This window comes from Asaia sp. W19 (assembly GCF_003994335.1).
Classification (GTDB): domain Bacteria; phylum Pseudomonadota; class Alphaproteobacteria; order Acetobacterales; family Acetobacteraceae; genus Asaia.
Map to the genome: position 1 here is coordinate 102,725 of NZ_PNQZ01000025.1, position 24,835 is coordinate 127,559.

A 24,835-nucleotide genomic window follows, 5' to 3' on the forward strand; every position below is an offset into this window, starting at 1 on the left:
ATGTGGGATTTCCTGCAAGCCAATAAGTTGGCGGTTTTGGGCCTGTGCGTGTTTCTCGTTCTGGCGGGGCTGTTCGTCGTGCCGGATCTGCCGGTCGAACCCGTGCCCGATATCTCGCCGCAGCAAGTGCTCGTTTCGGTCACTTCTCCCGGTCTGGCCACCGAAGAGGTCGAGAAACAGATCACCTTCCCGCTGGAAGCCAGCCTGACCGGGCTGCCTGATCTGATTGATCTGCGCTCCGTGTCCCGGACCGGCGTCTCGGTTGTCTATCTGCAATTCGACGATCATTCCGATCTGGATCTCGACCGCACCCGGGTGACGGAACGTCTGCAAAAGGCCCGTGAGTCCATTACCGCCTCGGTCAGTGTCTCGATGGGGCCGCTCGCAACGGGCATGGGCGAGATCATGCAGATCGAGATCGCTGGAGACCGGCGTTATTCGCCCATCGCCCTCAATCGCCTCATGACCTGGACCGTGGCACCACAACTGCGCCTTGTGCCGGGTGTGGCCGATGTGAATGTCAATGGAGGCGCAGAGGAGACCTATACGCTCACGCTCGACCCGGCGCGTATGCGCGCGCATGACGTGTCGCTCGGCCAGATCTCGACCGCGATCGACAGCAATAACGCGTCTTCAGGGGGGGGATGGATCAGCCACCAGGCCGAGCAGCAGGTGGTGGTGGGGCGCGCCATGGTTGGTTCACTGGCCGATTTCGCCGCGATCCCGGTCAAGATGACGGGTAATGGTGTGGCGGTCAGACTGCGTGATCTGGGCAGCGTCGCGCTGGGCGCGCGGTTGCGCCTCGGTGCCGTCACGCGTGATGGCAAGGGCGAGATCGTCAATGGCGTCGTGCTCATGCAGAAAGGAGCGAGCTCGAACGCGACCCTTGCTGCCATCAACAAGGCGCTTCCCGCCATCAACCAGACCCTGCCGCCCGGCGTGACGCTCAGGCCATTTTACAGTCGGGCCACCCTGACTGACGAAACGATTCACACCATCAAGGAAAACCTCATACTCGGAGCCATCCTGGTGTTCGTGACACTTCTGGTGGTTCTGGGGAACTGGCGCGCCGCTCTGGTGATCATCTCGGTCATCCCCGTTTCACTGGTCATGGCATTCGTCGGCATGCGTGTGTTCGGCATATCGGCCAATCTGCTGAGCCTTGGCGCGATCGATTTCGGCATGATCGTCGATGGCTCACTCGTGGTTGTCGAGCATCTCATGGTCGAACGTGCCAATGCGCGTGTCAGCGCCGGTGTGGGCGGGGACGTTGACGAGCGACTGGAGACTCTGGCGGTTCATACGGTGCGCGTCGTGCTGCGTCCTGTCACCTTCGCCATCTTTGTGATCATCATGGTCTACCTGCCCATTCTCACCCTTCAGGGTGTTGAGGGGCGGATGTTCAGGCCAATGGCGCAGACCATCATCATGGGACTGCTGACCTCGCTCGTCTACGGCTTTATCGTCGTGCCGGTTCTGTCCGCGCTTCTGATGCGCAATGCGCCGCAGGATCGCGAAACGCGTTTCGTCCAGTTTCTCAGGCGGCGTTACGAGCCTGCCCTTGATTGGTGCGCTGCGCATACCCGCAGCGTTTTCATGGGCACAGCCTGCATCTTCCTGCTCGCCCTCGTGCTGGCCTCGCGGCTCGGCGGCGAATTCGTGCCCCAGCTCGAAGAGGGCGCGCTGGTGGTCAATGCCATGCGCCTGCCGAGCGCTTCTCTGCCTACCGTTCTGGCATCGGTCACGGAAGAGGAGCGCCTGTTGCGCAGTTTCCCTGAAGTCGAGACGGTAGTGAGCAATACGGGCACTGCTGCGATCCCGACCGATCCCATGGGGACGAACGAAACGGATAGTTTCGTGTTTCTCAAGCCTCGTCGGGACTGGCGGCCGGGCATGACGCAGGCCCGGCTCGTCAGGGCCATGAGCGATAAGCTGAGCCATGGACTGCCCGATTCAGCCTATTCCTTCACGCAGCCGATCGAGATGCGCATGGATGATCTGCTTTCCGGTGTGCGGACGCAGCTTGCCATCTCGATTTATGGCGATGATCTGGCGATGCTCGATCGGCTCGGTGCGAAGCTTGTGGGCGTGATCGCTTCCGTGCCTGGGGCCGCCGATGTTGCCCAGCAGGGCGAGGGGTCTGTGCCTTACCTGCATATGGACATCAATCGTGATGCTGCCGCGCGACTGGGCGTGAGCGTGCCCGAAATCCTGGGAACCATCGAAGCGGTGGGCGGGCATATCGGCCGCCCGGTGATTGTCGATAATGCGCTCATACCGACCCAGATCCGCTTTCGCGAAGAGGCAACCTCCTCGATCGCGCGCCTGGGCGGGTTGCAGGTTCGGCGTGAAGACGGGACAGGCTGGGTGCTGCTCAAGGATGTCACCCATATCGCGCTTGATCAGGGCACGGCGCGTATCGATCGCGACAGCCTGCGCAGGCGTGTGATCGTCCAGGCCAATGTGCGCGGGCGCGATGTGCGCTCTTTCGTGACCGCCGCGCAGGAGAAGGTCGCGCGGGAAATGACCCTGCCTTCGGGGTATCGCCTCGCCTGGGCGGGGCAGTTTCGCAATCTCGACTCTGCCATGAACCGCCTGACACGCGTGGTGCCCATCGCGCTCGTGCTGATCTTCATGTTTCTCGTTCTGGCACTGGGGTCACCGCGCGCGGCTCTTCTGGTGTTCATCAATCTGCCCGTTGCTGCAACGGGGGGCGTTTTCGCTCTCGCTCTGCGCGGTCTGCCGTTCAGCATCGCGGCGGGGATCGGGTTCATCGCGCTTTTCGGTGTCGCCATTCTGAATGGCGTTGTGTTGGTAAGCCAGATCCGGACCTATCGAGAGGCAGGCCTTGCCGCGGCCGAGGCGGCCTTCACCGCAGCACGGTCACGCTTCAGGCCGGTACTGGCAACGGCTTCAGTAGCCAGTCTCGGTTTCTTCCCCATGGCATTTTCGGGCAGTGCGGGGGCAGAGGTCGAGCGTCCCCTCGCTACGGTGGTGATTGGAGGGTTGATGACCTCAACCCTTCTGACGCTTCTCGTTCTGCCCCTGCTTTACGCCCGGTTCTTCAGCCACGAGGATGGGCCCGAGACGCTGAATACAGGCGATCAGCCCATGTGATAGAGGGCGCAGAGCTTGTTGCCCGACGGATCACGCAGATAGGCCAGATAGAGCGTGCCGATGGCGGAGTCACGCGGGCCGGGCGGGTTTTCAATGGCGGTGCCACCATGGGCCACGCCAGCCTTGTGCCAGGCGTCGACCGCCTCGGGTGATGGCGCCTTGAAGCCGATCGTGCCGCCATTCGCGCCAGTCGCTTCCTCGCCATTCAAGGGGGTGGTGATCATGAGTCGGCCGCCGTCATGCGTATAGAAAAGGCGGTTCTGAGGCGCGATCGCTCCCGGCGGACAGCCCAGTGCGCCGAGCGTGGCATCGTAAAATGCCTTCGAGGCTTCAAGGTTGTTGCTGCCGATCGTGATGTGACTGAACAAGGCATGTCTCCTTTTCTGGCGGTCTCGGTCTCGCCGGAGACGCGCGCTTCGTGTCTGTCGGGCAGAATGCTCTGCCGGCGCGAAGGATCGGGAGAACGCAAGACGCTGTCAATTGTCCTGCCAGGCAGGCGCCCTGTATCAGGCGATCATGGCGGTCCGCTGACTCGGTACTTGCGCAGGTACGGCTGTCTCGCATTGTTTTCGCACGATCTTGGCGCTGGCAGGGCGCGCAATTGGGCAGAACGGGTCGAGAAGCGTGTTTCGTATCGAGAAGGCCTCGGACCTTGAAGGACAAAAAGCCGGAAGCGTCTCCGCTCCCGGCTTTTTACCTGTCCTGTCACCCGTTTCAGAGGCTGGCGCTGACACGACCGAAATAATAGCCACCGGTAAAGGGGACCTGGTTGGAAAACTGATCATACATCGAGCCACCCGCCGGGACGAGATTGCCCGGAAGACGACGGGGGCGAACATTGAACACGTTGTTCACACCGATCGAGGCATGGACGCGCGAGGTGATCTTGTAGCCGATCTCCAGATCGGTCAGCCAGCGCGGGGTATTCTTGAACTGGCCGAAGCAGGAATTGGAATAGCGCAGGGCACCGCCACTGGCGCATGTGGCGGAGGCCGGGGTCCAATCCTGATAGGTCATCATATTGGTGGTTTCACCATAGCGGCTCTGGCGGATATTCACATCCCATTTGCCGATCGTCCACAGGGCATTGAGGATGATCTTGCTGCGCGGTGTCGCGGTGGTGATGTAGGCGATGGTCTGCTCGTTCAGCAATGGCTTGCCGATGGTCGAGATGCCGTTGTGATGCAGACGCGTGCGGTTGAGGTTGAAGGCCGCCATCAGTGCCAGATTGCCGTATTGGTGCATATGCACCAGATAATCGGCCTTGATATCCAGCCCCTGTGTGCGCGTGCTGGCCCCGTTCGACAGGAAGTAGGCTGAGGAGGCTGCCGCATTGGTGGCCGTGGGAGAGACATCGAAGCCAAAGGAGCGGATGGCGTCCAGCGCCTGCGCTCCGCGTACCGTGCCACCCTGAACGATGCGGTCACGCAGATTGATCTGGTACACATCGGCCTCGACATGCAGACCACGCACCGGCTCCATGGTGAAGCCCGCACTGGCATTGACCGAACGTTCAGGCTTCAGGCCCTGAGCACCCAGCGAGCGGGCGGCTGCCGATTCAACTGGCAACTGGCCGCCGACACTGCCCGTACCGGCGAAGATGTTCAGACGGCTGAAATGGGATTCCTGCAGCGTCGGCGCACGGAACCCGTTGGCGATAGTGCCGCGCAGCGCAAAACGATTGGTGAAGTCATAGCGCGCGGAAAGCTTGCCGTTTTCGGTGTTGTCTGTGTCGGTATAATATTCGTAGCGGCCTGCCACATCGATGGAGAGCTTGCGTGTGGGGCGGAAGGTCGCGTCCACATAGGCTGAGTAGATGTTGCGATACCATGTGCCAGCCGATTGCGGCGGAATACCGGCATGCTCTACCGGACCACCATCGAGATAGGATTCCGGATTACCCGAGATGATCTGATAGGAATCCAGACGATGCTCGCCGCCAAAGGCGAGGCTGACCGGCATGGACCAGATTTTGAACCCGCGACGCAGATCGAGATTATTGGTCCATTGCGTGTTTTTCTGGGTGTAGTCCCAGAATTTGCTGGGAGAGTATCCTGTACGGGCGAGTTCGCCCAGATTGACGACGTCTTGGATGCTGATGCGGGAATTATCACCGCCATACACGGTCGAGAGATTCCAGTCGAAACCGAACAGGTTCTCGCCCTTGAGGCCCAGTTCTGCAGCGTAATCAAGTTCGTCATCGCCCGTAATGGGGCGGAGTTCGCTGATGCCTGCTGCAGGCACGATATAGGGATATTTATAAGCGCGCATTTCGGCATGGCGATAGCCGAGCGTGGCCTGTCCGTAGAGCTCGATGCCAGCTGCAAGCGGCTTGCCGAAATTGAGCGCAAAGGTCTCGCGCGTCTCCTTCGGCGTGCTCAGATAATCGGTCTTGCGACCGCGCCAGCTCTCGGAACCAGGCTTGACGCCCACGAAGTAATTCTTGGTATCGGCACCGGCAGGCCAGTAGCCGAGCAGAGCATGATCCGGCCCCCACGCAATGGCATGCTGCGTCTGATAGAACTGGGCACCCAGATGCACATAGCCGTCCTTGCCGAGCTTGAATCCGCCATCGGCGTCCAGCTGATATTGTTCGCCACTGCCAAGATAGGCATTCGCACCACCCTGACCGCTGAGCGTCAGCCCGTGATCCTTTTTCTTGGTGATAATGTTTACCACACCGGCGATGGCGTCAGAACCATACATGGCGGCAGCACCATCTTCGAGCACTTCGATATGGTCGATCATGTTGCCAGCCAGCATGTTCAGATCGACGCCCGAGGAGGCAAACTGGGGACCAGGCTTCTGCACGATATTGGCGGTCGAGTGACGGCGCTTGCCATCGACCAGAACCAGCGTCTCGTTCGGCCCAAGGCCGCGCATCTGGATGGACGACACCAGAGAATTGGTGTTCGATCCGCGGGCGCTCATGGTGATCGATGGATAGGTGCGTGTGAGCGCATTGGCCACGTTCAATTCGCCTGAGCGTTCCAGCGTTTTGGACGAGATGACCACAACGGGGCTGATGCTCTGGCGGGCCTTTACATGGCTCTCACGCGTACCGGTCACGACCACCTGCTCGGCGTCATCCGAGCCTTTGACGAATTTGTTCTTCTTCGTCAGGGCAGTGGTCTTGTCAGCTTTTTTCTGCGCGACTTCCTGCGCCTCGGCGGCGCTTGCGGCATCGGCAGCGCGGCTCACGAAAGGCGTGCAGGCAGTCGTTGCAACGAGGAACAGGGCAAGTCTTTTCACCAGTCTCTCCGACACGTGTCTTGATGTAACGCGTCGCAAAAGCGTTACCGAGTGGGTCGGAGTAAAGTTAAGCTTTTATGGCAATATGTCGTAACATTTCTGTTTCTTGTTTCAGTATTTCAAGCGCTTCTCTGGCGCATGAACGACACTGACAGGGAAATATCTCAAATCGACGGTGAAGTAACAATACTATAATAACTTCTAGAAAAATACCGCTTATCCTAAGTTCATGAAATGATACTAAAGTGAGTGACAATGTGCTCCTTGTGTATTGCATTCGTCCGGGAGCGTTTCTCGAGGCATCGATTACCGTTAATCGTCCAGAGCCAATGGGCCTCGATCATACGAAACGATGCGTAACTACTTAGTAAAAATCTTTTTATGAGGATGAAGGACGCATGCTGCCCCTTGTTCGGCCGTGACGAGATGTCCTGGGGATTTCTGGGAGTGTCATCAAACTGTCATCGGTTACGATCGGTCCGGGGTGCCGTGCCTGAAAGGTTTTGCGTTGTCCCGGGGCGCGGCGAACCAGCAGAGCCGATCACATGATACGTGCACTGTCGGCGATTCCGAAGCGATGTTTCCTTAGCTTTATCGTAATGTTCCGATCCCGGATTGCTCCCGTTTCGAATTTGCATATTCAGCCATCTTATGGATTGATACATTATATCATAATCGAGACGAGATCCTGCCCATGTCCCAAGCCCGGTCTTCCCTCCTGCTCTCTTCAGCGCTGCTTGGCGCGTTTGCCTTTGCCAGTACCGCCCATGCCGATGAAGGCATGTGGACCTTCGACCATCTGCCGAAGGCTGCCCTGCAGAAGGGATATGGCTTTACCCCGGATGCACGCTGGATCCAGCATGTCGTGCAATCTTCGGCTCGTCTGGCCGAAGGCTGCTCTGCGTCCTTCGTATCGGGCGACGGTCTGGTGATGACCAATCATCACTGCGCCAATTCCTGCCTGGCTGCCTTGTCGGACAAGGGTCATGATTATTTCCGCGATGGGTTTTACACCAAGGAGCTCGCTGATGAGCGTCAGTGCCCCGGTATGGAGCTCGACCGTCTGGACACCATGAGGGATGTCTCCGCCCCTGTCGCCGAGGCCACCAAGGGCAAGCAGGGCGCTGCCTATTCGGCAGCCTTGCAGGAAGTGGAGAGCAAGCTCACCAAAGACTGCATCGGTGGTGATGACGAACACTGGCGTTGCGACATGGTGCCGCTCTACCATGGTGGCCAGACTGCGCTCTACCGGTATCGCCGTTACAAGGACGTACGCGTCGTGATGGCCCCCGAGCAGGGGATCGCCTTTTTCGGCGGGGACCCGGATAATTTCGACTACCCTCGCTATGATATCGATTTGTCGATGTTGCGCGTCTATGAGGGCGGCAAGCCGGTCCATACACCGTTCCTGCAATTCGACCCCAATGGCCCCAAAGCCGATGATCTGGTCTTCACCTCGGGCAATCCGGGGCGCACGCAGCGCGGTCTTCCCGCTTCTGCTCTCGCCTTCCAGCGGGATGTCGCCAACCCGGCCATCATCTCTGCCCTGACCCTGCGCGAGGGGATGCTCTGGCAGTATAGTCGCGAGAGCGCGGAACACGAAAAACAGGCTGAGGACGCGCTCTTCTTCATCCAGAACGGGATCAAATCCTATTCCGGCACGCAGGCTGCCCTGCAATCAGGCGATATCGTCTCGCGCCGTGTGAAGGAAGACGCCGCGCTCCAAGCCTGGATTGACGCCGATCCAGCACGGCGCGCGGCCTACGGCCAGCCTTTCAGGACCGTCGACAAGGCCATCGCGCTCGAGAAAGATCTCTTTTCGCGCAATCTCGCCATCGGCATGGTGTTTCGCGGGTTCCTCGATGACGTCATGACACTGGTAGAGGGGGCGCATGAGCGTGAGAAGCCCGATGCCAAGCGCCATGCGGGGTATCATGACGCCCAGCTCGGGGAAATAGAAACGGCTCTCGCTGCCAAAGAACCTTTCTACCCGGACCTCGAAACTGCCTCTCTTGCGCTCAGCCTGACCAGCCTGCGCCAGATTGCCGGAGCGGATGATCCGTTGGTTCGTCTTACTCTTGGCAAAGAAGCCCCCGATGCCCTGGCGGCAAGTCTGATCAAGGGTACAAAGCTTTCTGACCCGGCTGCGCGGTTGGCTCTCTGGAAGGGCGGTCTCAAGACGATCGAAGCCTCTACCGATCCTCTCATCGTGTTCGCGCGCCGGATCTACCCCAGCTACACGACGCTGCATGACAAGATGCGCGACGACGTTTCTGCCCCCTTGCACAAGGCGCAGGGCGATATCGCCCGCGCGCGTTTCGCTCAGGCCAAGGCCGAGGGGCGTCTGGATGCTCTTTATCCTGACGCAACATTCTCGCCACGCCTGTCCTATGGCACGGTCAAAGGCTGGCGCAAGAATGGCGTCGATGTTGCGCCCTTCACCGATTTTGCAGGCATGTACGGTCACGCGACAGGGGCAGAGCCTTTTGCTCTGCCCAAACGCTGGCTCGACGCGAAGGCGCGCCTTCCCCTGTCGACCCATCTTGATTTCGTCTCCACCAACGATATCGTCGGTGGCAATTCAGGCTCACCGGTGCTGAACCGTGAGGGCAAGGCGGTCGGACTCATTTTCGACGGCAACCTGCCGAGCCTCGCGGGTGACCTCTACTACGACATCAGCAATAACCGCGCCGTCGCTACCGATACGAGCGCCATCATCACGGCCCTCAAACTCGTCTACAACGAGGAAAGTCTGGCGAACGAACTCACGAACGGCCATCGCTGACAGGGAGGGAGCCTCTCAAGACGAATATGTTCCAACGTGCACTGTGATGGAGCCCCATGGCGGAGAGGTTTCTTTGGAAGAGCGCTCTGCGGGGCTCTGCCCCGCTCCCCGGAAAGGGGCTCGCCCCTTTCATCCCTTTTTCGCAACCAGGTTTTCAAAGGACGACTGTCCTTTGATGGGGCATGGGGCGAAGCCCCACGATAACAGGGGGCTTTGAAAGAGCGCTCTGCGGGGCTCTGCCCCGATCCCCGGAAAGGGGCTCGCCCCTTTCATCCCTTTTTCGCAACCAGGTTTTCAAAGGACGACTGTTCTTTGATGGGGTATGGGGCGAAGCCCCACGATAACAGGGGGCTTTGAAATAGCGCTTTGTGGGGCACTGCCTCGTTCCCCGAAAAGGGCTCGCCCCTTTTATCCCTTTTCAAAAACAGGTTTCCAAAGGACGACTGTCCTTTGGTGGGGTTTGGGGCGAAGCCCCATGCCCTCTCCCCCCTCAGATGACGGGTGTACCGCCTGTCACAGCGATGGTTGCGCCGGAGATATAGCTGGCTTCGTCGCTCGCCAGCATTACATAGGGCGCGATAAGTTCGACTGGCTGGCCAGGGCGGCCTAATGGGGTGTCTTCGCCGAAAACATGGACATGGTCACCATGCATTGTTGCAGGGATGAGCGGTGTCCAGATCGGGCCGGGGGCGACAGTGTTGGAACGGATGCCTTTCTCGCCCAGAAGCTGTGCAAGGCCGCCGCTGAAATTCTGGATCGCGGCCTTGGTAGCGGAATAAGCGAGCAGGCGCGGTTTGGGGCTGTCGGCATTGACCGAGATCGTGTGGATGAGCGAGGCCCCGCTTTTGAGATGGGGCAGGGCATTACGGGTCAGGCGGAAACTGGCGCCAATATTGGTAGCGAAGGTGTCATCCCATTCGTCTTCGGAGATGTCATCGAGTGCGAGGCGTTCGATCTGGAAAGCTGCATTATTGACCAGAATATCGAGCTTGCCGAAGGTCTGGATGGTTTTCTCAATAATGGTGCGGCATACTTCGCGGGATTTCAGATCGCCGGGGAGGAGCAGCGCATTGCGTCCCGCCTTTTCGATCCAGACTGCAGTTTCCTGAGCGTCCGCTTCTTCCTCTTCCAGATAGGAGAGAGCGATATCGGCACCCTCGCGGGCATAGCCAATCGCCACAGCACGACCGATGCCGGAATCGCCCCCGGTGATCAGGGCAACTTTACCCGTAAGGCGCCCCGAGCCCTCATAGCTGGTTTCGCCATGGTCGGGCTTGGGCGTCATGGCAGCTGTCTGACCGGGAATTCGATCCTGAAGGGGGGTATCGAAAGGGGGCTTCGCGAAATTTGTCATTGGGGACATCCAGCAGGAGGGGGCACGCTGCCTGAGCAGGGCACGAACCTGTAGTCATCGCGAAAACGTGAGGTAAGGTTGCATGGCAAAGGATATCAGGGACTGAGCCCTGATATCCTGAGCAGCGCAATCAGGCTGAGCGGATCAGCTTGTGATTGACGAATTCCTCGATGCCATTCGAGGAGAGTTCACGGCCATAGCCTGAGTTCTTGACGCCGCCGAAGGGGAGTTCGGGAGCTGTACCGGTGATATCGTTGATGAATACCATGCCGGTTTCAATGCGCTCTGCCAGCTTGCGGCCACGCTCGATGTCGCTGGTATGGACCGATCCGCCCAGACCGAAGGGTGAATCATTGGCCAAGGCGACAGCGGCGTCGTCGTCTGACACCGCATAGACGATGGCGGCCGGACCGAAGATCTCTTCGTAAAAGATCGGATTATCCTTGGTCACGCCGGTCAGGAGGCCAGCTTGCATGAAAAACCCTTCGCGATCGAGCTTCTTGCCGCCGGTGACGAGCGTAGCGCCGTGCTGCACGGCCTTCTCGACCTGACTGATGGCCAGCTTCATGGCGTTCTCGCTGCTCATGGGGCCATGGGTCACCCCTTGCTCGAGCGGATCGCCGTAGCGGAAATCGGCCAGGGCATCGGACAGGCGACGCACGAAATCATCAGCGAGGGATTCGTGAACGATCATGCGCTTGGCCGCGGTGCAGACCTGACCGTTATTGGACATGCGCCCGGCGACGGCACGGGGAATAACCTCGTCGAGATTGGCATCATCGAGCACGATGAACGGGTCAGACCCTCCGAGTTCGAGTGTCGTTTTCTTCAGGGCCTTGCCTGCCTGCGCAGCCACCGCACTGCCAGCGCGCTCACTGCCTGTGAGGGCAACGCCGCGTACCTCCGGGCGGGCGATCAGTTCCTCGGAGACGTCGTTATCGATGAAGAGATTGGTCCAGGCACCCTTGGGGGCGCCAGCTTCAAGGAACAGGGATTCGAAGGCGAGGGCGCATTGCGGCACGCCAGGGGCATGCTTTGCCAGCACGACATTGCCTGCCATCAGATTGGGGCCTGCCACCCGGGCGAGCTGATAATAGGGGAAGTTCCACGGCTCCACGCAGTAGATGACACCGAGAGATTGGCTCAACACTGTTGCGCGCCCCTCGCTCACCTTGATCTCCCGTGGCGCGAGGAAGTCTTCGGCATTTTCGGCATAGTAGGCCAGGATTTTGGCCGAGAGCTCGGTTTCGGCAATCGCCTCGGGTAGGACCTTACCCATCTCGATCGAGATCAGACGGGCATATTTTTCCTTGCTCTGCTCGAGGATCTGCGCGGCTTTGCTGATGATTGCTCTGCGCTCGGCAAAGCTGCGATGGCGCCAGTCACGCTGGTAAAAATCATGGGCGGCTTCAAGCTTCTCGAAAGCCTGCGCCTTGGTATGAAGCTCGAATTCGCGCTCGGTCTTGCCCGTGGCGGGGTTGATCGTACGGTAGAGACTCATCGTCTTCTGCTCCTGTCTTTTCATGCACCCGATGCGTAACCGGGCCAGTGTCACGGTTTCAGAAAACCTGAGCCGGCTCATGGTTTCGTCGGAAATCATCTGCCCATGAGCCGCCGGTCCGGTGGAGGCGCTGCATCTGGGGCTGATCGCCGGTCGCATCCGGACAAGCGGAGGGGGCAACGTTAGCCGCGAAAAAGCTCCAGGCGTAAGGTCAAAAGAGGCTTGGCTTGCGGGGGCGGGAGCGGCTACGACCGAGGGGTCGAAGGTCTTGCGCGAGCAAGTGAATAGGGAATGCCGGACGGGCTGGCTGATCGTCATGGGATCGGGTTCGAGGCGGCAGCTGTCCCCGCAACTGTGAGCGGCGAGTTTTTCCGCACAAACCACTGGGTGCCTGCACCTGGGAAGGGGCGGAAAAGCGATGAACCGCGAGCCAGGAGACCTGCCTTCGTCCCATCAGACTGTCAGGCCGGACGGGACGATCCGCCAGAGGGAGAAAAAGCGCGTGAGCCGACCAGCCCCACCCGTTCCATTTCTGTTCAAAGCCCAGGGTGACATCAAGCGATCGGGGAGGGGTCATGCAAGCTGACCTCATCGCCCAGCCCACGCGCAGCCTGAGGCTGCGTATCAGCCTGCTCGGTGCCGGATTGCTGCTGGCCAATATGGCGCTCTGGATATGGACGTTCATCATGTTCCATGACAGGCCGCTGCTGCTTGGGAATGCACTCCTGGCCTATGGGTTCGGATTACGTCATGCGGTCGATGCCGACCATATCGCCTCCATCGATAATGTGACCCGAAAATTCATTCAGATAGGGCGGCAACCTCTGCTGACCGGGTTCTGGTTTGCCATCGGCCATTCGATGATCGTGGTGCTGGCCGCGCTGGGAACGGCTCTGTTGTCCCAGGCCATGCAGGATCGTTTCGGCGCCTGGCGCGATATTGGTGGCGTGGCGAGCACGCTTGTGTCAGCGGGTTTTCTCTTTGCGCTGGCCATCACCAATTTCATCGTGCTGCGCGGTGCGTGGCGGGCCTGGCGGCATGTCAGGGCCGGGGGCGCGGTCGAGGAGGTCGATATCGATGCGCTGATGAGCAAGGGCGGCCTCCTGTCGCGTCTGCTCTATCCGCTGTTTCGCCTCGTCTCGCGTAGCTGGCACATGGTGCTGTTGGGGTTTCTGTTCGGGCTCGGATTTGACACGGCGACCGAGGTTTCCCTGCTCGGACTTTCGGCATCCCAGGCGAGCCGGGGCGTTTCTGTCGCGGCCATCATGATCTTTCCGGCCTTGTTCGCTGCCGGTATGGCGCTGATCGATACGGCTGACGGTGTGCTGATGCTGGGGGCCTATCGTTGGGCTTTTGTCGATCCTTTGCGCAAGCTCCGCTACAATATCATCATCACGCTGATTTCTGTCATCGTGGCGGTCGGGATTGGAAGTATCGAGACGCTCAAGCTGCTGGGGGATCAGATCGGGTTCCAGGGGCGCTTCTGGCAGGCTGTATCGGCAGTGAGCGACAGTTTTAATCAGATCGGTTTCATCGTAATCGGGTTATTTTTACTGGCCTGGATGCTGTCGCTCCTGTTCCACCGCGCCGGCAGGAAGCGCTCCCGATGAGACGGACCGGCCCCTGTAGCACACCCTCTTCATGAGCGAGGCCGCAGGCGTCCGTCCGGAAATCCCGTCTTGCGGTTGTCTGCGGAGAGAAGCGTCTGCAAGTCCCTCCGCGCCCGGTTCTTTCGAAAAGGGCGCGTCAGAAGTGAGCGCCCACACGCATCTGGAAATTGCGTCCGATCAGAGCCTCGTAATAACGCGCCGGATCATAAATTCCGGAATCCCGTGGCAGGGCATCAATAATATTATTGACGACGAAGCCCGCCGAGAGATTACGGGTGATCTCATATCCGACAGAGAGATTGAAATAGGCAAAGGCGGGGCGCTTGTTGCCCTGATAGCGGTTATTCGGCACCTGCTGCATGAAGACACTGGGCCCGTACCAGAGTGTCTGCCATTGCGCGCTGAGTGCCCCGCGTTGCCATGTGGCGTTCAGGGTCATGTTGTCCTTGGGTGAGGCTATGCGTCCCGCCAGAGGATAGCTGCTGCCCAGATAATCCTGCTCGCTCCTGAAATAATGAACGTAGTTACCCTGCAGATCGACCAGTCCCCAGGACTCGCTTAGGCCAAAACGTGTAAGCGGCGTTCCATATTCCGCCGTTGTCTGCAGCGCCTGCGTCTCGTATCGCGCGATATTATAATAGCCGGACTGGAAATCGCTGATCTGCCCGGTTGCGTCACGACTGACATGCGTACAATAGGCGTTATCGGGATAGGTCGAGGAATCGTAACACGCGGCTAGAAGCTCTGCCGCCCCGAGATAGGTGATGGCATCCGCGATCCGGACATCGACGAAGGACGCTTTCACATCCAGGCCTCTGGCGAAATGAGGTCTGAATTCGAGGCTCGCCGTATAGCTCTTCGATCGCTCATTACGAAGCGCGGAATTGCCCCCCGCTGTTCCCTCGACGGGGAAATAGTTGAAATTCGATATGAAATTCCGACCGATCCCGGCCTTGGCGCAATTGGCTGCACGGGTCGCGGGGTTCGGCCCCGAACCGAGACCGACATCCGAGCATGGATCGGTCCCGCTTTCATAGCTGAGCGAGCGTGGCGAAAAGAGTTCGCCCACAGAGGGATTGCGAACGGAGACGGCATAATTGCCGCTGAAACCAAAATCCCGCATTGGCCACCACGAGCCGCCCAGCATATAGGTCCAGTATGTGCCGGTCATGCTGTTATGGGTCAGCCGGCCATTGGCCGTAAGGGACAGGTGATACACCCCCTTCACGGCCATACCCGGCGATATGACGGGAATATCTAGTTCCCCGAAGGCTTCATGGGTGTGATAGGCACCGCCGGTCGCGGGGAGAACAGAATTGCTGCCATAAGGCAGGGTGGTTCCGTCGGGTTGCTGCCAGCCGAGATAATACGTGCCAGGGTCGAAGCGATAGGCCTCTCGTCGGTGTTCGTAGCCCAGATCCCATTTGACATCGCCCGCTGGCAGCGTCAGCACCGTTGAGCTGATCTCCGCCTGGAGGTCGCGCTGGGCGTTGACGTTGGTTGAGCGTGCATCCGCCGTGACATAGTCACGCGCTGCCGGTGTCATCTGGTTGTAGCCGAAGGGATTGAGTGGCGCACAAACGCTGCTGCGCGTCGCGATAGGCGCATTCTCATACCCGCTTGCGCAGGAAATCGTGCCATCCGCATTGGTAACGGCGTTCAGGGCATTGACCAGATTGGGAATGATGATGGAGGGCTGGGTGGTGACGTTGTGATAGCGCATGTATGCGCCACGGAGCTTCCAGTCGAAACGGCGGTTGAATGCGCGGAAGTCACCGTTGAGCCCGCCTGCAAAACGATAGAAATCGAGTGACGTCCGGTAATATCCCGGATCGAGATCCTGATTGAGGCGGTTGAGATAAAAACGATCCGTGGGAAGGCCGTTTTCGGCCAGAGCCTGCTTGATCGTGCTGCGCTCGGTGGCGGTGAGAAAAGGATTATCGGTGCTCAGGGCCAGAGGGCCGGTCACCACGCTGTTCTGAAAATAGCTGCTGCTTCGCGGCCCTGCATCATTCGGTGTCAGGGCGTCGTCAAAGCTCGTCGTGCTCCATGTCCCTTGTCCGACCTGATTGGCGGCGTGGCTGCGTCCATACCAGCCCTGCCAGCTGGCATGAAGATGATCAGTAAGGTCGTAATGGCTGAGAAGGGTCAGATTGAGCTTGTCGTTGGGGGTCATGAGCTGCATGTAGTCGCGCAGGGCAATCCCGTTGCCGCCCAGGCCATAAGTGTTATCGCCTTTGAGCAATTTTCCGCTATCCAGAGAGACGAGTGACTGGCCGTCACGGCTGAACAGGAGCGGAGCGCCATTGGCCCCTGCAATGCCAGCATTTGTCTGACCGCCAAGCGTTGCGCCGTAGAGCCCGCCATAAACAGGCATGTCGCCGTAACTGCCCGTCAGAAGTGGCATGCCGGTGACGGAATTCTGAATGTAGCGCGTGCCCGCGCCCAGAACATAGGTGTAAGGGGCGCTCTGTCCGAGTGGCACGCGATGATAAGTGGCCGCATCGGCACCCATGGCGTCAGGGCGATCGCGCGAGGTCAGTCCGGCCTGATTGCGGTACTCCACGTCAAGAACAACCCCGCCCCGGTCGTGATCGAAGCCCGTACCCGCCTTGAATGCGACCTTCTCGCCCGACGCGTCCATTTTCTGAGACCAGTTGCCCTGGCTCTCGAGCGAAACGCCCTTGTAATGGTCATCCAGCGTATAGTTGATCACGCCTCCGACGGCATCGGCACCATAGGCCGCCCCGGCGCCACCAAGCCGGGTATCGACTGTCTTGATCAGGGAGCTGGGCAGGATACTGACATCCACCTGTGAACCGGGAGCCACGCCGTAAATCGAGGCTGTCGCACCGCCCGCCATGCGCATGCCATCCACCAAGGTGAGGGTCCGTTGTGCCCCGAGATTAAGCAGACTGACGAAGGACTGGCCCGCTCCAAAGCTGTTCTGGGTTCCCATGGGGGAATTGCCGCCCACGCTGGCGGCCGGATTTTCGCGCAGCAGCGCCGTCCCCAGATCGTAATAGCCTCTGCGTCGGATCTGAGTGCCATCGAGGGTGGACCCTGCCATGACATTGGTCAGGCGAGTCTGAGACAGGCGTGTGCCGGTCACATAAATCGTTTCGGTCGGGAGGGTCGGTGCGCTGGCCTGTGTCGTCAGGACCGTCGCCCTGTCGTTACGGCTGGTCGTCGTGGTCGCGGCCCTTTTCTTTTTCCGGACAGGGGTAGGGCGGGAGGAGGCCTGAGCCCTCTGCCCGGCAGGGTTGCCGACCATGCTTGCAGGGCCGGTGCCTCGCGCCCGATATCCGTCCTGAGCACGAGCCTGGGCGAGAGAAACGGACGAGGCGCAACCGGAAAGAAAAGCCGCAGCCAGCAGGCCACGCCTTCTACGGCTCTTGCCCCGGCGTGTCTGCGTGTCCGATTGTCTCATGCGCCTCTTTTCCCCTCATCTGCCTGATATCTGATTTCGCCTTTCCATGTACTGAACAGGGATGGCTGAGAACCGATAATGCACGGCGTGACTTCGGAAAGAACCGTCATGTTGTAGAATGAGCACAGTCGAGCGGAATGTCTCTCATTCTACCATTGTAACGTAATGCGGGGGGCGAGAATTATGAGGTCGAGGTTTCCTTTACTGGAACGGGAGATATCTGAAGGTCGCATACACCGTATTGCCGAAAGTGGTGGGATAGACGGAATTTCCTTTGCCGTCATTGCCACGGAAGGCAAATTTGCGGATGTATGTATACTGTACGCCACCCATCAGACTGCCGTAGCTGCCATCGAGGAAGTGCCACCAGCCGCCTGCCGTCATGGAGGCGAGGGTTCGGGTTTGCGCTGTGCAGGTGCCAAAGGCGACGGAGCATCCCGAGAGGTTCTGGTCGGTCACCCCATAGCCATATTGCCGACCATCGCCAGCAAGATAGGAACGACGGGTATTCGCCTCGACACCGCCATAGAGATAGACGAGCACGGAGGGATCAGGATGTCCGATGAAGCCCAAAGCACCGCGGATCTGTGGGATGGGGGACAGGGCGCCGCGTCCGTTGAACGTTGCGTCGGGCAACTGCGAGGCTCCGTAGCGTCCAATACCCTGACCGGCGATAATATTGCCTGTAATCTGCAAGTCCGGCGTGAAGAAGGGCGCCGTGACGCCTGCGCCGACGCCGCCACCGAATTTGGTTTCCTTGTGGCTGCCGACGGAGTCCGGTGATTGGACGACGGAGCGGAACCAGCGGCCAAGACCAAATACTTCATAATGCCCTAGAGACGTGTCCACAGCGCCCTTGACCACCATATCAGGGACCGGATTATCGCTGTATTGCGTATTGGGGTTCAGCAGCAGGCCACCGGGATTGCTGTAGAAAACGCGTGGCCCTTCCTTGTATCCCGCGAGGGCCGGAAGCCGGCCTCCCGAGGCGATATCGGATGAATAGGCGACCGTGGCCTGAGGGTCTTCCACGGACAGGGCCAGCCAGTATTTCTGGTTCCAGTCCTTGCCAATCCGGATCTGGGGAACGCGGGTATAGGTGATGCCGGGTATCTGGTTGTTATCGACCACCGCCGGGAGCTGCTCGTTTCTGGGCTGCATGCCCTTCTGATAATTTGTGGCTAGGCTCCATGCCTGACCCATGAGCACGTGAAAGCCCCAATCCTTCTTGGTGAAGGTGAAATAACCCTGTCTCAATCTGGGCGTATATCCGCTTACCTGCACCGAGTTGGTCGTGCCGGCCGAGCCTCCGAAATCGGACTCGATATAGGCTTGCAGACGGATATCCCGCGTGGGGTTGGCTTCAAGCAGCGTGGAAAGGCGGGTCAACTGCGCCGAGAGACGCTCCTCGCTCAGACCATGATTGGGACTATTGGCATACGGGAAGGTATTCCATGCCGTGGCGGGGCCACTGGTCACGGTTGAGTCTCGCCAGACATTGGACAGATCCACAAATCCGCTCAGACGCACCGAAATATCCCCGATGCTGAAAATTGGCGGCAGGCGATCGACCGAGGTCTGGGTAATGGCAAGCGGGCTCGAGGAACTCAGATCGATGGATGAGGGTCTGTTCTGCCCTGCCTCGCTCGCCGATCGATTATCGGCCAGTTGGACGTCGGACCCGCCATGCTGCCCCTTATGCGCGAAGTTACCCTTGCTCCGGGACGACGCCGGGACACCGGTATGCGATGCGGAGGCCAGTCCCGTCGCGGGAGCGCTGAAAGGCTGACCGGCAGAAGGGGGCGAGCCCACAGATGTCGCGGTGGCGAGATCTGGAGTGTTGCCATGCCCCGTTTGGCGCAGGATTTTGCCGCTCTTCTTGATGCCATTGCGTGTCTGTTTGCGCTGCTCGATGGCCATGACCCGTTTTTCGAGGGCGCGTATCTGGTCCCGGATGAGCGTAAGCTCTTCGTCATCGCTCGCGGCGAAGGCAGGAACAGGCAGGGAAATCGCAAAGCCGAGCCCGGCTGCTATCAGGGGGATCCGGACGGCCAAACTAATCCGCTCTCGCACAGGGCCTTACCTTCTTCTTTTTATTGTCCAGGTTACTCCCGGAATGGCCCCCCCATATCAGGTAAAAGCATCGTCGTTTTTATCATTTGAAGTCTGACACTTGTTGTGATCACTGCGATCATTTCCAGATCCTCAACCGCAGTGCCGCTGACCAGGGCGATCCTGCTCCAGTGCAGGGATCCACGGTCAGGAGGAGCTGATGCGTGTCAGGCGTGTCGCGAGTGCCGAATTTTCATGCAGGATATGGCGTATGAACGCGCATCGAATGTCGACCACGTTTTGCGCCTCGACGAGCCGCTCCAGCACGCCGCAGACCAGGGCGCGCCCGATACCCTTGCCCCTGAAGATCGCGGGGACTTCGGTGTGCAGCAACACCAGCACCGTGCCATGCCACAGATAGGTGATAAAGGCTGTCGCCCCGTCCTGCGTCATTTCGAAGCGGTGCATTGCTGTGTTGTCAGTAATCGGGGGCATTGTCACTCCATGGTTGGGCCGGGTCGGAATAGGCTACGCTGGCGGGTTGGGAGCGTGATCCGCGCTAGAAAAGCCCCCGCCGGAGGGGCGGAGGCGTACACCGTTCATAGATCCCTATGGAGATCGATCACGGTCAGAACGAGCACCACGACGGGAAGCAGAAGACCAAGGCTCGAAACCTGGCCAATGGTCGCCCCCACCATGGCGGAAAGCACATAGGTCACCCAGGAACAGGCTGGCAGAGCGACCTCCTTCAGCGCCGGGCGCTTGTCGGTCGGACGGACCAGGCCCAACCACTTCAGGAGATAGCGTCCCGTGAAGGCCTCGGAGAATTTGACGATGTTGTTGGTGACGACGATCGTCTGGAGCGAGACACCGCCAAATTTCGCCAGAGTTTCCCCCTGTATGCCCAGAGCAAGCGCGATCAGCGGCAGTTCCACACTCAGGCGCAGATCAGGGACGAGGCGAATGAAACTCACCACGGCCAGAATTGCCGCCATGATCAGCAGCCCCCAATAGGGCCAGCTCAGGAAACGCTTGATCAGGCTTGCCCCGATACATCCCAGAAAAAACAACCCGATTGCCGTGCCGATCGATCCTGCATTGGCCCAATGGTGAAGGGCCACCGCGCGGCCGAGTTGCACGGTATTGCCGGTCATGATGCCGGGGTAGATTCCCCCGACATCGACATAGGTCGTCACCTCGACAACGGAGACGACGAATGTCAGGCAGATCACCCGTCGAAGCAGGACGGCGAGAGAGACCTCCTTTTCCGGTCGGGCCGATGCGGCAGACACTCCGCCGCCCTGTGTCAGGACATCGGTCATGAGGGAGCCTTCTGCGGTGGTGCGAACTCGGCACGCAGCGACGTGGCGTGCTCGTCGAGCGCGGGTGCGCCCGCGCGTACCAGCGGGTCGTCATAGCCGCTGATCTTGACCGGATTGCCCGGCATTTTCAGTCCGCCTGCATCGATCACCATGTTGCGTGCCGCTGTCTGGGGCAGGGCTGCTGCCTCGGCTACGCTCAGCATCGGGCCAACCGGAACCCCCGCTTTTGCAAGCGCCTCCAGCCAATAGGCTGAATCCTGTTGCATCAGGGCTTGCTCAAGTACGCTCTTGAGCGCATCGAGATTCGTCATGCGGTCGCTGTTGTCGATGAAACGCGGGTCCGTGGCGATACCGGCGATACCCAGTGTGGCGCAAAGCTCGGTGAAGAGATGATTATTGCCACAGCAGATGACGATATGGCTGTCCTTTGTACGATACACGTCGAATGGCGCCATGGAAGGGTGGCGGTTGCCGATGCGTGGCCCCGCCTGACCGGTCGCCGACCAGTTCATGAGTGCATGTTGCAGGAACGCGAAGGTACCATCGAACATCGACACATCGACATGCGCGCCCTTGCCGGTGCGCTCACGCGCATAAAGCGCGCTCGCAATGCCGCAGAACATGAATGTCCCTCCACAGAGATCCGAGAGCGAGGTGCCCCCGACACGTGTGGGAGGGCCATCCGGAAATCCGGTCGCTTCCATCATGCCGCTCATGGCCTGGACGATGGTGTCATAGGCCGGGGCATGGGCGAGCGGTCCGGTATGGCCGAACCCGGAGGATGACGCATAGACGAGGCGTGGATTGAGTGCAGAGAGCGCCTCATAGGAGAATCCGAGCCGGTCCATCACACCCGGACGATAATTTTCGCACAGCACATCGGCGCGTTTGACCATTTCGAGAAAAACGGCACGATCCTGCTCGTCCTTGAGGTTGAGGACGATGCTCTCCTTGCCGCGATTGACGAAGGAGAAATAGAGCGAGCGCTCTCCCACATAGGGGCCGTAGGTGCGCGTGTCGTCACCGTGGCCGGGCGCCTCGACCTTGATGGTGCGTGCACCCAGATCCGTGAGAATGGTGGTGCCAAACGGGCCGTTCAGCACATGGGTAAGATCGATGACGAGCAGCCCCTCGAACGGCCCTGTCGCGCGATGCATAGGGACCTGGGCGGGTGTCTTGTCTGCGGACATGGTCGTTCTCACTTGCGCGCGTCGGTTTTCGGGTTGAGCTTGCTCAGATGGCCGCTTTCCGTGCCCACATGAGGATCGATCGCGACCGTGATCATGGCAGGCCCCCCGGAGGCGAAGGCGGTGTCGAGCGCCTTTTCGAGGCTGTCGGGCGTGTCGGCGTAATAGCCTTTGCCCCCGAAGGCCTCGATGATCTTCTCATAACGGCCATTGACCTCGAGCACGGTGACGCCGGGATCATTGCCGCCCCCACGATTGATGTCGTCTCCCCGGTAGATCCCGCCATTATTGAGCACGATCACCACGACATTCAGGCGGTAACGGCAGATGGTTTCGACCTCCATGCCGCTAAAGCCGAATGCGCTGTCACCCTCGATGGCGACCACGGGCTTGCCGGTTGTGATGGCGGCTCCGATGGCATAACCGAGCCCGACGCCCATCGTTCCCCAGCTTCCCGGATCGAGGCGGCGGCGTGGCTTGTCCATGTCGATGATATTGCGGGTGATATCGAGCGTGTTTGCCCCCTCATTCACCAGTACGTAATCACGCCCTTCCAGCTTCGACCGGATGGTCCCGATCGCAGTGAAGAAATTCATGGGCGTGGTCTTGGTGGCGAGGCGCTGCGTCATCTTCTCGGTATTGATGCGGCGTTTGTCTTCGATACGCGCCAGCCATTCCGCGGGCGCCCTGACCCCGGCCTTCTCCAGGGCCGCGCCAAGGGCCACCACGCAGGTGCCGATATCGCCGGCAATCGGCGCGGCGATCGGTCGGTTGCTGTCGAATTCCTCGGGGTTCACGTCGATCTGGATGAACTGGGCCGCAGGAGACCATTGCGGCGGCTTGCCATGGCCCAGCATCCAGTTCAGGCGCGCGCCGATCAGCAGGACGACATCGGCCTGGCCGAGCACGAGCGAGCGCGCAGTGGCAGCGGAGGCAGGATGCGTATCGGGCAGCAACCCCTTGGCCATTGACATGGGCAGGAAGGGAATGGCGGTGGTCTCGATTAGGCTGCGAATGGCGTCATCTGCCTGTGCATAGGCCGCGCCCTTGCCAAGGATGATCAGCGGAGTTCTGGCATTCTGCAACAGGGCGGCCGCACGGGTGATCGCCTCTGGAAGAGGTTGCTGTGCGCTGGCCGGGTCGACCACCTTGATCAGGCTCTGCGCCCCGGTCTCTGCGTCGAGTGTCTCGCTGAGCACGGCGGAGGGCAGGTCAAGGTATACGCCGCCCGGCTTGCCCGAAACAGCGGCGCGCAAGGCGCGGGCGACTGCAATGCCGATATCCTCGGCACGATTGACGCGATAGGCCGCCTTCGCGAAGGGCTTTGCCGCCGTAAACTGGTCGAGTTCCTCGTAATCACCTTGTTGCAGATCCACGATCGCACGATCACTCGACCCGCTGATCAGGATCATGGGATAGCCATTGGTGGTGGCGTTGGCGAGGGCCGGCAGCGCGTTGAGAAAGCCGGGAGCCGAAGTGGTGAGGCAGACGCCGGGCTTGCGTGTCAGATAACCCGCGATCGAGGCCGCATGGCCCGATGGCTGCTCGTGACGAAAGCTGATGAAGCGCATGCCCTTTTCCTGCGCCAGTCGTGCCAGATCCGTGATGGGAATGCCCACGACGCCATAAAGGGTTTCGATCTCATTGAGCTGCAGCGCATCGATGACGAGGTGGAAACCATCTGTCTGTGCTGGGCCATTCTCGACCCCGGCCGATGATGTTGTTTCTGACATGGAATAAATCCTCCCGATCGCCCTCCCGTATCGTCGGGACGAAGGGGAGGGCGCGCGATTATGGGGAAGGGAAGGGGATGCCCCGTATCGGGCATCCCCTGGCGTCTGTCAGGCGCAGACGACTTTCTTCTTGCGCAGATCAGCGATCTGCTCGGGCGTGTAGCCGAACTCGCCCAGGATCTCGTCCGTATGCTGGCCCAGGAGCGGCGCAGCCTTGATGTCCGGGGTAAATTCGCTGAACTTGATTGGATTGATGGTCAGGAACGAGCCGCGCACTGGCTGCTGAACCTCAACGATCGTCCCGGCATCGCGCAGATCCTTGGACTCCGCGATTTCCTTCATCGAAAGCACAGGGGCGCAGGGTACGCGATATTTGGAAAGATGCTCGACCGCCTCGTATTTGTTCTTGTCCGCCAGAGATGCTTCGATTGCGGCGAAGATCTCGAACATATGGGTCTCACGTGCCTTGGTGGTGCTGTAGTGGGGATCGGTCGCCCATTCGGGCTTGCCGATAGCCTCACAGGTCGGGCCCCAGTCCTGCTCCTGCACGGTGCAGTAGATATAGGCGTTCTCGTCCGTCTCCCAGCCCTTGCATTTCAGGATCCAGCCCGGTTGGCCACCGCCACCGGCATTGGCACCACGCGGAACCGTATCGCCGAATTTTCCATCGGGATATTGCGGGTATTCTTCCAGATGCCCCACGCGTTCCAGACGCTGCTGATCACGCAGCTTGACGCGGCAGAGATTGAGCACCGAGTCCTGCATCGAGACGCTGATCTTCTGACCACGTCCAGTGCGCTCACGCGCAAAGAGGGCGGTCAGAACACCGATCAGAAGATGGTTGCCGGTATTGCTGTCACCCAGCGCAGCGGCCGAAATCAGAGGGCCGTTCGCGTTGCCGGGCGCCTGACCGTCCACATGGGGCAGTCCGTTCCAGTACCCGGTGGTGGAGGCAGCGCCACCCGCACATTGCGCCACGTTTTCATAGGCGCTGATATGCGACCACGGAGAGGCCTCACCGAAGCCCTTGACCGTGCCATAGATCAGGCGCGGATTGAGCGCGTGAAGGACATCCCAGCCAAAACCCATGCGGTCCATGGCGCCAGGACGGAAATTCTCCAGCAGGATGTCGGCCCATTTCAGGAGCTTCTCGAATACTTCACGCCCTTCAGGTGTTTTTGTATTCAACTCTATGGAACGCTTGTTGCTGTTCAGCATGGTAAAATAAAGCGCATCCGCATCAGGGATATCCCGTAGCTGACGACGTGTCACATCGCCCACGCCCGTGCGCTCGACCTTGATGACATCTGCGCCGTACCAGGCGAGCAGCTGGGCTGCTGACGGGACGGATTGCACGCCACCGAAGTCGATGACCTTGATACCGCTAAGGGGCTTCGTGTTTTCCTGTACTGCATTCATGATCGAGACTCCTGGTTCTTTCTTTTTTCTTGTCTGGTTCTTCGGAGATTCAACTCAAGACCCATGATGATAT

General features: G+C 59.7%; 14 protein-coding genes and 1 riboswitch. Of the genes, 3 read left to right on the forward strand and 11 right to left on the reverse strand.

Translation table 11 applies throughout. The features are described 5' to 3' along the window. Positions 1–3,117 carry an efflux RND transporter permease subunit gene (locus C0V97_RS06400; RefSeq protein WP_127101799.1) on the forward strand — a complete coding sequence of 1,039 codons (3,117 nt, stop codon included), beginning with the start codon at positions 1–3 and terminating at the stop codon, positions 3,115–3,117. On the opposite strand, the gene C0V97_RS06405 is transcribed toward C0V97_RS06400, so the two are convergent. After that, positions 3,105–3,485: a VOC family protein gene (locus C0V97_RS06405; protein ID WP_127101800.1), complete on the reverse strand. Its 381-nt coding sequence runs from the start codon at positions 3,483–3,485 to the stop codon at positions 3,105–3,107. The two genes, C0V97_RS06400 and C0V97_RS06405, sit on opposite strands and share 13 nt — an antisense overlap. 346 nt (positions 3,486–3,831) lie before the next feature. Then, positions 3,832–6,369 (reverse strand): TonB-dependent siderophore receptor, encoded by a 2,538-nt coding sequence (locus C0V97_RS06410; RefSeq protein ID WP_233582010.1) that lies wholly within the window; start codon positions 6,367–6,369, stop codon positions 3,832–3,834. 694 nt (positions 6,370–7,063) lie between these two features. On the opposite strand from C0V97_RS06410, the gene C0V97_RS06415 reads away from it, so the two are divergent. Further along, positions 7,064–9,154 (forward strand): S46 family peptidase, encoded by a 2,091-nt coding sequence (locus C0V97_RS06415; RefSeq protein ID WP_127101801.1) that lies wholly within the window; start codon positions 7,064–7,066, stop codon positions 9,152–9,154. Positions 9,155–9,644: 490 nt separating this feature from the next. Here C0V97_RS06415 and C0V97_RS06420 read toward each other — a convergent pair whose 3' ends face one another. Both C0V97_RS06420 and C0V97_RS06425 read right to left on the reverse strand, forming a co-directional pair. After that, entirely contained in the window at positions 9,645–10,508 is an 864-nt protein-coding gene (locus tag C0V97_RS06420) for an SDR family oxidoreductase (RefSeq protein WP_127101802.1), read from the reverse strand. Between the two features lie 130 nt (positions 10,509–10,638). Beyond that, positions 10,639–12,009, reverse strand: coding sequence for an NAD-dependent succinate-semialdehyde dehydrogenase (locus C0V97_RS06425; protein WP_127101803.1), 1,371 nt, complete (start codon positions 12,007–12,009; stop codon positions 10,639–10,641). 246 nt (positions 12,010–12,255) lie between these two features. Further along, positions 12,256–12,471, forward strand: a riboswitch (cobalamin riboswitch). A gap of 113 nt (positions 12,472–12,584) precedes the next feature. Between C0V97_RS06425 and C0V97_RS06430 the strand changes: the two genes are divergently transcribed. Continuing rightward, positions 12,585–13,619 (forward strand): HoxN/HupN/NixA family nickel/cobalt transporter, encoded by a 1,035-nt coding sequence (locus tag C0V97_RS06430; RefSeq protein ID WP_127101804.1) that lies wholly within the window; start codon positions 12,585–12,587, stop codon positions 13,617–13,619. A gap of 136 nt (positions 13,620–13,755) precedes the next feature. Here C0V97_RS06430 and C0V97_RS06435 read toward each other — a convergent pair whose 3' ends face one another. The 7 genes from C0V97_RS06435 to frc all read right to left on the reverse strand — a co-directional run bounded on the left by C0V97_RS06435 (position 13,756) and on the right by frc (position 24,762). Then, on the reverse strand, positions 13,756–17,049 hold the full coding sequence (locus tag C0V97_RS06435) for a TonB-dependent receptor domain-containing protein (protein WP_127101805.1): 3,294 nt from the start codon (positions 17,047–17,049) through the stop codon (positions 13,756–13,758). A 201-nt stretch (positions 17,050–17,250) separates the two neighbouring features. Further along, positions 17,251–19,104, reverse strand: coding sequence for a hypothetical protein (locus tag C0V97_RS06440; RefSeq protein ID WP_127101806.1), 1,854 nt, complete (start codon positions 19,102–19,104; stop codon positions 17,251–17,253). A gap of 204 nt (positions 19,105–19,308) precedes the next feature. After that, the gene (locus C0V97_RS06445; protein ID WP_127101807.1) at positions 19,309–19,596 is read right to left on the reverse strand and encodes a GNAT family N-acetyltransferase; all 288 of its coding nucleotides are present in this window, start codon (positions 19,594–19,596) and stop codon (positions 19,309–19,311) included. Positions 19,597–19,700: 104 nt separating this feature from the next. Beyond that, positions 19,701–20,423, reverse strand: coding sequence for a YoaK family protein (locus C0V97_RS06450; protein ID WP_127101808.1), 723 nt, complete (start codon positions 20,421–20,423; stop codon positions 19,701–19,703). Beyond that, positions 20,420–21,613, reverse strand: a complete 1,194-nt coding sequence (yfdE, locus tag C0V97_RS06455; protein ID WP_127101809.1) for a CoA:oxalate CoA-transferase — start codon at positions 21,611–21,613, stop codon at positions 20,420–20,422. The genes C0V97_RS06450 and yfdE overlap by 4 nt, the downstream gene beginning before the upstream one ends. 8 nt (positions 21,614–21,621) lie before the next feature. After that, positions 21,622–23,343: an oxalyl-CoA decarboxylase gene (gene oxc, locus C0V97_RS06460; RefSeq protein ID WP_127101810.1), complete on the reverse strand. Its 1,722-nt coding sequence runs from the start codon at positions 23,341–23,343 to the stop codon at positions 21,622–21,624. Between the two features lie 108 nt (positions 23,344–23,451). Continuing rightward, a complete protein-coding gene (gene frc, locus C0V97_RS06465) occupies positions 23,452–24,762 on the reverse strand; it encodes a formyl-CoA transferase (RefSeq protein WP_127101811.1) in 1,311 nt (436 codons plus the stop codon). Positions 24,763–24,835: the final 73 nt, after the last annotated feature.